We start from the raw sequence: 7,250 nt of genomic DNA, 5'->3' as shown, positions 1-7,250 counted from the left end.
TATCCCGGAATCGGACCGATGCATTCCTGGCTATACGAAACCGGCCGGGTGCAATTCCTATCGGCCACCGACACAGAAGCACTGGAAGCAGCTCTGGAACTGACGCGGCTCGAAGGCATTATTCCAGCCCTTGAATCAGCACACGCCCTGGCGGCTCTATCCATGATTCCTTTCAAACCATCGCAGAAGGTTGTGATCAACCTGAGCGGACGAGGCGACAAAGACCTGGCCGCCTATACCAATTATCTTACTAACACCGAAAAACAAAATCCATGAACCGGCTTCATACCCTTTTTCAGAAAAAACAGAACAATATTCTTTCCGTGTTTTTTACGGCCGGATACCCCAGACTAAATGATACCGGCACTATTCTGAAAGAACTGGAACAAAATGGAGTTGACCTGGCTGAAATCGGTATGCCCTTCTCAGATCCTCTTGCCGACGGGCCCGTTATTCAGCACAGCAGCCAGGTTGCCCTGCAGAATGGCATGTCGCTGAAAGTTCTGTTCCGGCAATTATCTGAAACAAGGGAACAGGTTTCCATGCCTCTGATATTGATGGGATACCTCAATCCCGTTCTCTCATACGGAATCGAAAAATTTCTGGAAGATGCCCATTTCCTGGGAATTGACGGAATCATTCTCCCGGACCTTCCGCCGGAAGAATACGAAGAACAATTTAAACCCCTTTTTGAAAAATATGCCCTGTCAAACATTTTTCTCATTACGCCCCAGACCCCGGACGAAAGAATAAGAAAAATTGACAGCCTGAGTGACAGTTTTATTTATATGCTTTCTACATCGGCCACAACAGGAACCCGAAAAAGCGGATTCGACGCCCACCGGAATTACTTTGAACACATCCGCTCACTGAACCTGGTGCACCCATTGCTGATCGGCTTTGGCATACGCAGTCGTGAGACCTTTGAGGAAGCCTGCCGGTATGCCGCCGGGGCAATTGTAGGCACTGCCTTTATTGAAGCAATACAGCACGGTGAAAACCTTCCGGAGCAGATAAGAAATTTTGTCAGTTCCATCAGATCCAAATAAAAAAGGCATGCCGCAAACAAACCGGCATGCCTCTGTACATTATGGAGAGAACTCTTACCTCCTCCAGCGAAATCTGTGCATCTTCATTTCCCTGACCTGCGATTCGGTTCCTTTGGAAATGGTTACCTTGTTGTCGCATTCACCATCACCGTAGTCTATAATAACAGGCTCTTTATCACCGATTTTGATTTCGATCACACCGCTCACGATAAACCGGCAGGCCATTTTTACGTGCAAGGGCTCCACAATGGTTCTGGAATAGCTGAACCCTTTAAAATTGGTTCCCGTTGCGTATCCGGTAATCAGGTATTCATCGTCCCACACATTGCGTGTTTCGGCACCGGCCACCCATTCGCGCGTACGGGTATATTCACGGGTCATAACTGCACCGTCACTGGTTGTTACTTTTCCGTTCCTCAGGGTTACCGAAAAGTAATAGTGCCCGTTTTCATTCAGCCCCATGTTTTCCACTATGCGGGTTCCCTCAATCAGGTTGCCGTTCACATGGAAATTCTGCAATTCGACAATTTTCAGGAAACCCAAATCACGGTAGTGCCCGATGCGCTTGACAATGATTTTGCCGCTGCGTACATTGTCGTTACGATCGGTGCAGCCGTTACCGAAATCTACCGTAAGTATAACAGTATCACCCGAAGTATAATGGGTCACAACAGGACATGTGTCGGAAAGAACTGCCTCACCGCTTTTCAGGTTCAGGTTGTCCAGCATGTCATCGTACTGATCGGCAAAGCTCATAATGTCCTGATCCGTTGCATCCATCAGGGCATCGTCAAGAACAGTCTGCCCCTCGTCGTTGGTTAAAAAGCTGTCATCCTTGTTGCAGGCCGAAAAAAACAATACCGTGGAAATCATTATCCCGGCAGTTAGCATAAAACGATGCATTGTTCTCATAGTTCGTGAATTTTAGGTTTTACATTAAAGTTTGACTTTTAGATGCAAAACCGGTCACCAGGTTTAACGGAAGAATGAAAAAAAAAAGAGACAGAATTTATCTGTCTCATAATCAATGTTTTAATTTAAAATTTATCCGAGGTAAGATCTCAGCAGTTTGTTTTTAGATGTCCGCTGAAGCCTCCGGATAGCCTTTTCTTTAATTTGCCGTGTACGCTCTCTCGACAATCCGATTTCGGCGCCAATTTCTTCGAGCGACATTTCTTTATGGCCGATGCCAAAGTAACGTTCAATAACCGAACGTTCCTTTTCGCTGAGCACAGAAAGGGTACGGCTGATTTCCTTCCGGAGAGATTCCTTGATAAGCTCATCATCAGCCACCGGGGATTCTTTGTTTTCCATTACGTCGAGCAGACTGCCGTCTTCTTCTTCGCCAAAGGGTGCATCAACCGAAAGATGACGGCCCTGCAGGCGGAGGGTACTGGCTACCTTTTCTTCCGGCAGTTCCACCCGTTCGGCAACTTCCTTGGGTGTAGGAGGACGCTGGAACTCCTGTTCCAGGGCATTGAACACCTTGTTGATCTTGTTAATTGTGCCGATCTTGTTCAGCGGAAGCCTTACAATACGGCTTTGTTCTGCAATGGCCTGCAGAATGCTCTGCCGTATCCACCATACGGCATAGGATATAAACTTAAAACCTTTGGTCTCGTCGAACTTTTCGGCAGCCTTTATCAGGCCCAGGTTCCCTTCATTGATCAGGTCAGGCAGGCTAAGCCCCTGATGCTGGTATTGTTTGGCCACCGATACCACAAAACGGAGATTGGCACGCACCAACCTTTCCAGGGCAGCGCGGTCACCGCTCCGGATACGCCGGGCCAGCTCCACTTCCTCTTCAACAGTCAGTAATTCTTCTTTGCCAATCTCCAGCAGGTACTTTTCCAGTGAAGCACTTTCCCGGTTGGTAATCGACTTTGTAATTTTCAGTTGTCTCATCGCAAACTCCTCACAGTTTATTATCGTTACACCAACAAATTAGTAACGCCTCTTGTTCAGTTTCATTATACCGTTATACGAAAAAAAAAAACCGAATGTTACATTTTTTACAGAAATTTTTCTGTCCTGTAACATCCAAGTTATTGCTTCAGAATATTTTAAAATATACTATTAAGTACTTAATTATCAAACAAAATATCCCGCAAAGGTAAAAATTTTTTTAAAAAAAATCTTACAATAAAGTAATGCAAAAATTGTGCCGTTTTGAATTTACCACAACAGCATTACGGGGATGGTTTAAAAATCCGCTTTTCGGCAACCCCGGTAAAATTTCATATGGGATAGAGCGGATCAGGTGCCTCACAAAGGATGCACCAAGACCATGGTTATTCAATACGCTACCTCACAGGTTGTTATACCTTTCAAAGGAAGCGAAAAATCAGCATATTTTGATTTTCCCACCAAGCTGATTTTAAAAGGAACATTCTGATCAAAGGCCGTTATCCTGCGAACTGTTTCTGCGTCGGATGGCAGGAGAACATGGACGAATGCTTCTTCGCCGCTTCCGGTAACAGTGAGCCTGATGGTCCGCTTTTCTGCATTATGATGAAAGGTATATGCCACATATCCGTTGGAAGCGGCATAGCGCACAGTTACCAGGACGGTATCGGTGTGGGCAGAAATCCATCTGGGAGCAATGCGGGGATGAGAAAACGCCGTACCCTGATCGGTGATGCCGGCCAGGCCTTCTACCAGAGCAGCCATGCCCAGCGCAGCCGCCCAGTTGTCCGGGCCTCCGTACGACTCGGGCGGGGGCGGAATATATTTCATTCTGTCGGCCAGACTTACGGCAATAATGGCCCAAATGCCTTTATCATCGCTGCACCGGAATGTGATTTCCCGGATCTCCTTTTCCGGAAAGGGATTGGAAATTCCTGCCCAGCACACCCCCACATCATTGCTTACGCCGTTCGGACCGCGCCAGGCAACTCCGGCCAGTTTTCCGTTCAATTCAGGGAACCACCACCCTGTTACATGCTTTCCGTTGACAATATACTGCGCTGCTGAAGTTCCGTCAACATAATGAAACATTACACTTCCTGCAATCCCTTCTGAGCCGGTCTGTCCGATTGTGTGAAGCAGGCCTATCATACCGGTCTTTCTTCCAACAGGAAGAGAAACCTGTTGCAGAAAACCTTTTTGTTTTGAAAGCCCGATCACAGTTTTACCCTTATTTGCTGACGGATCTTGAATATAAAATTCAATCCCGCCAAAGGTCTGTTTTCCCCAGGGCAGGTTCCGCATGTCGTTTCCCCGGCGCTCATTCATCCAGGGCAATGTTCCCTTACCTGCCTGGTCATAAATGCTCATATTCGCCGCCTTACGAATATCCAGTGGCTGATATACAGGATCAGGAGGAGGTGGAGGATAAGCTCCGGTATAAGAAAACCATATGCGTGAGCCATTACCATATCTATTTCCCAGGTCAAGCAATCGCAAAAGAATGTCAGTTCCATACCATTCATAGCCATTTTCAAATGCACCTCTCGCCAATTCTCCGGCGGCATGTCCGGCAACCCCTCCGTTCATATACTGCCACTTTTCGTTATGTCCTCCGAAACCCTTTTCAAAGGGAGGATAGATTGCGTACCATTCTCCCGGAGAACCGGGTGGCAGATGTCTCTTCAGATCAAGATAGGTTTCAATGATTGCAACATTCTGTTCATAAGGCAACCCTCTGTTGACCGAATAGGCATTCGACTGAGAAATCTGGCTTTTTTCGTCCACACCCAGGTTTCTTTTAACCGATGGATCTTCATCAATAAAATGAGTAAAGAAGCGCCCGTTCCATGCAAGAGCATTCAGCCGTTCCCTGATTTCCCGGGCTCTCTGCCGGTATTTTGCTGCCGAGGCCTGGTCACCGGCATGGGCAAACATTTCGGCCAGGTACTCGCACGCCTGCGCATAGCCGGTATTATCGCCATAGAAAATCCCGAACTTGGTTTTTCCGGGAACAACGCACATAGTTGGGGTTAAAGCATCCCTTGGCGTATATTCATCATCTACCTGAAAGTCCCACGAATCAATGGTATAAGGACGTTTCAGCAGCCCGAATCTTTTCGACCAGCGCAGGCTGTCGGTAACATTATAATCAAGAGCGCGGGCGGCCGAAGCCAGTTTCGACTGCATCCACCGGTCATCTCCCGTTGCTTTCCAGCATTGGTACAACAGGTCGACAAACAGGTACTCCACATGGTTTTCATTGGGCTGGCGGACAAAAAGAACCGTATCATACCTTTTAACAAAATTGGTGGATCCGTATGCAAGGTCATAATAACCTGGCCGTTCACTGTTTCTGATAAAACTGTATATCATCCCGTCTTCCCTCTGAACCTCGCTGAACACATCAATCATATCAGAGCCGTACGGACTGAAATACCGCATCCCTTTATTGGTCTGATCGTTATCCAGAACCCAGGGAACAAAGACCTTGTACTCTTTCCCTCTGAAATAATAGGTTTCAGTTCCGTCAGGACTGTAAACACACATTCCTTTATACAGAAGATGAAACAGGTTCTCGAATTTCCCCCTGTCGGAAATCTTCGTAGCAGGCTCCATTTGAAACGTAAAGGTGCGGAGCACTTCGCCCCTTTTGTCCAGAAGAATTGCCTTATGCATTCCCGGTTTCCCTCCGACAACGAATGAAACCGTTTTATCAACCGGAACAGTTACATAAGTTTTCCCTCCTCCGTCGTAAACATTCAATGTGCAGGGAATGGAAGACATTACCAGAAGTGTATCCAATGGGCGAATCACCTCAGAAAAAGGAACACCTGAAGGAATATTAGCGTTCCCTTTCACCGAATACAGCAAATAAACACCGGAACATTCCCTGGCAGGAACATTCCTTGTTAGATTCTGAGCACCTGCGGGCAAGATTGCCGGCAGAAAGAGAAAAAAAAGAAACGGCAATGCAACAGATCGCCTGACCATGCGCTGTGAAAACATAGATTGGTATTTTAGGTTGGTTGTAATTATTGAAAACAAAAATAATACTTTGATCTTTCCTCATGCATATCTCCGTCAGGAATTTGTATATTGGAAGAAATTTATCATCGGACGCTATGTCACGGTATTCTTTTTTTCTGCGGCTTGCAATGGTGAAGTCCATTCTGCTTCTTTTATGTTCCGTCTCGTCTGGTCAGACGGATTCCCTTCTGCGGCAGGGAATGCGTTTCCATGATGAAGGCAAATTCAGAGAGGCCCTGGAATGTTATCAGAAAGTGCTTGAGTCAGATCCCACCAATGCAGAAGCCATGTACGAGATGGCCTATACCTTTATGAGCACGGGTGATTACAAACGGGCAGCAGCGTATGCAAAAAACAGTATCAGGAAAGGGAAAACCCCCTATGCCGGATCGTACGCAGTTTGGGGATCTTCGCTCGATGAACTGGGGCAAAGGGAAAAAGCCCTGAAGGTGTTTGATGAAGGAATGAAATACTTCCCTGAGGATCATTTGCTTGCATACAATAAAGGACTGACGCTCTACCGTATGAAACGATACCGGGAAGCAGAGCAGATACTGTGCCGTTCTGTCCGGCTCAGACCGAGCCATCCGGGAAGCCACCTCCTGCTGGCCTATGCCGAAGCCGAACTGGGAAACAGAGTAAAGGCAATGTTCCCGCTGTATTTTTTTCTATTGATTGAATCGCGCACTGAAAGATCAAAAACCGCATGGGAGATGCTGGCATCCTTGCAGGTCAAGGGTATGACCTCCGATCGGCCCGGTAAAATCAGTGCCAGTATGCATTCCAGAGAAGATTCTGACAGCCTTGGAGTATTTGAAATGACAGTAAGTATGGCGGCAGTGGCAAGCATTGCCGGGAAAACCGACAGCACTGAACTCGGACGGTTTGCTGAACGAAACCGTACATTCTTCTCGGCACTGAGTGAAATAAAGAAGAATATTAACAGCCTTTGGTGGAATTTATATATTCCTTTCCTTTCCGAAGTCCATACATCCGGTAATGCAGAAGCTTTCAGTTATTATATCAGCCGGGGTGCCAGACCTGAGGAAGCAGAGGCCTGGTTTGCCAAAAATCCTGATAAAATGAACCGCTTTGCCGACTGGTTCGGACAACAGCAATACCTGCGTTAAGCCCGGATTGCGCATCAGGAGTGAAAACGAACTGATGCGCAGTGCGCTGGCCTTGCGCGAAAGCATCCGGGCAAATCCCGCTGAAACGCAGTGGAAGCGGCCGATTAAGCCCGGATTGCGCATCAGGAGCTAAAGC

General features: G+C 47.1%; 7 protein-coding genes. 4 read left to right on the top strand and 3 right to left on the bottom strand.

Going from position 1 to position 7,250, the window contains the following annotated elements; genetic code table 11:
• Together GX419_13160 and GX419_13155 are read left to right on the top strand one after the other, a co-directional pair.
• The coding region (locus GX419_13160) for a tryptophan synthase subunit beta (protein NLI25645.1) at nucleotides 1–276 on the top strand (276 nt) is incomplete at its 5' end.
• Nucleotides 273–1,049, top strand: coding sequence for a tryptophan synthase subunit alpha (locus GX419_13155; GenBank protein NLI25644.1), 777 nt, complete (start codon nucleotides 273–275; stop codon nucleotides 1,047–1,049). The genes GX419_13160 and GX419_13155, both read left to right, overlap by 4 nt.
• A 54-nt stretch (nucleotides 1,050–1,103) precedes the next feature.
• Here GX419_13155 and GX419_13150 read toward each other — a convergent pair whose 3' ends face one another.
• From GX419_13150 to GX419_13140, 3 genes are all read right to left on the bottom strand, one after another.
• Nucleotides 1,104–1,961, bottom strand: a complete 858-nt coding sequence (locus GX419_13150) for a hypothetical protein (GenBank protein ID NLI25643.1) — start codon at nucleotides 1,959–1,961, stop codon at nucleotides 1,104–1,106.
• Between the two features lie 132 nt (nucleotides 1,962–2,093).
• On the bottom strand, nucleotides 2,094–2,954 hold the full coding sequence (locus GX419_13145) for a sigma-70 family RNA polymerase sigma factor (protein NLI25642.1): 861 nt from the start codon (nucleotides 2,952–2,954) through the stop codon (nucleotides 2,094–2,096).
• A gap of 390 nt (nucleotides 2,955–3,344) precedes the next feature.
• The gene (locus GX419_13140) at nucleotides 3,345–5,963 is read right to left on the bottom strand and encodes a hypothetical protein (protein ID NLI25641.1); all 2,619 of its coding nucleotides are present in this window, start codon (nucleotides 5,961–5,963) and stop codon (nucleotides 3,345–3,347) included.
• A 116-nt stretch (nucleotides 5,964–6,079) separates the two neighbouring features.
• Between GX419_13140 and GX419_13135 the strand changes: the two genes are divergently transcribed.
• Together GX419_13135 and GX419_13130 are read left to right on the top strand one after the other, a co-directional pair.
• The gene (locus tag GX419_13135; GenBank protein ID NLI25640.1) at nucleotides 6,080–7,114 is read left to right on the top strand and encodes a tetratricopeptide repeat protein; all 1,035 of its coding nucleotides are present in this window, start codon (nucleotides 6,080–6,082) and stop codon (nucleotides 7,112–7,114) included.
• Nucleotides 7,077–7,247 carry a hypothetical protein gene (locus tag GX419_13130; GenBank protein NLI25639.1) on the top strand — a complete coding sequence of 57 codons (171 nt, stop codon included), beginning with the start codon at nucleotides 7,077–7,079 and terminating at the stop codon, nucleotides 7,245–7,247. Before GX419_13135 ends, GX419_13130 begins: the two co-directional genes overlap by 38 nt.
• Nucleotides 7,248–7,250 lie beyond the last annotated feature (3 nt).

The sequence above is a fragment of the Bacteroidales bacterium genome (assembly GCA_012517825.1).
GTDB lineage: Bacteria > Bacteroidota > Bacteroidia > Bacteroidales > JAAYUG01 > JAAYUG01.
Note: the sequence above shows the minus strand (reverse complement) of the source record. Positions and strands in the feature narration are given on the sequence as shown.

Excerpts from the sequence above, each read along its gene's own strand:
- GX419_13155 (NLI25644.1), top strand. The coding sequence starts at position 273 with ATGAACCGGCTTCATACCCTTTTTCAGAAAAAACAGAACAATATTCTT.
- GX419_13150 (NLI25643.1), bottom strand. The coding sequence starts at position 1,961 with ATGAGAACAATGCATCGTTTTATGCTAACTGCCGGGATAATGATTTCC.
- GX419_13145 (NLI25642.1), bottom strand. The coding sequence starts at position 2,954 with ATGAGACAACTGAAAATTACAAAGTCGATTACCAACCGGGAAAGTGCT.
- GX419_13140 (NLI25641.1), bottom strand. The coding sequence starts at position 5,963 with ATGTTTTCACAGCGCATGGTCAGGCGATCTGTTGCATTGCCGTTTCTT.
- GX419_13135 (NLI25640.1), top strand. The coding sequence starts at position 6,080 with ATGTCACGGTATTCTTTTTTTCTGCGGCTTGCAATGGTGAAGTCCATT.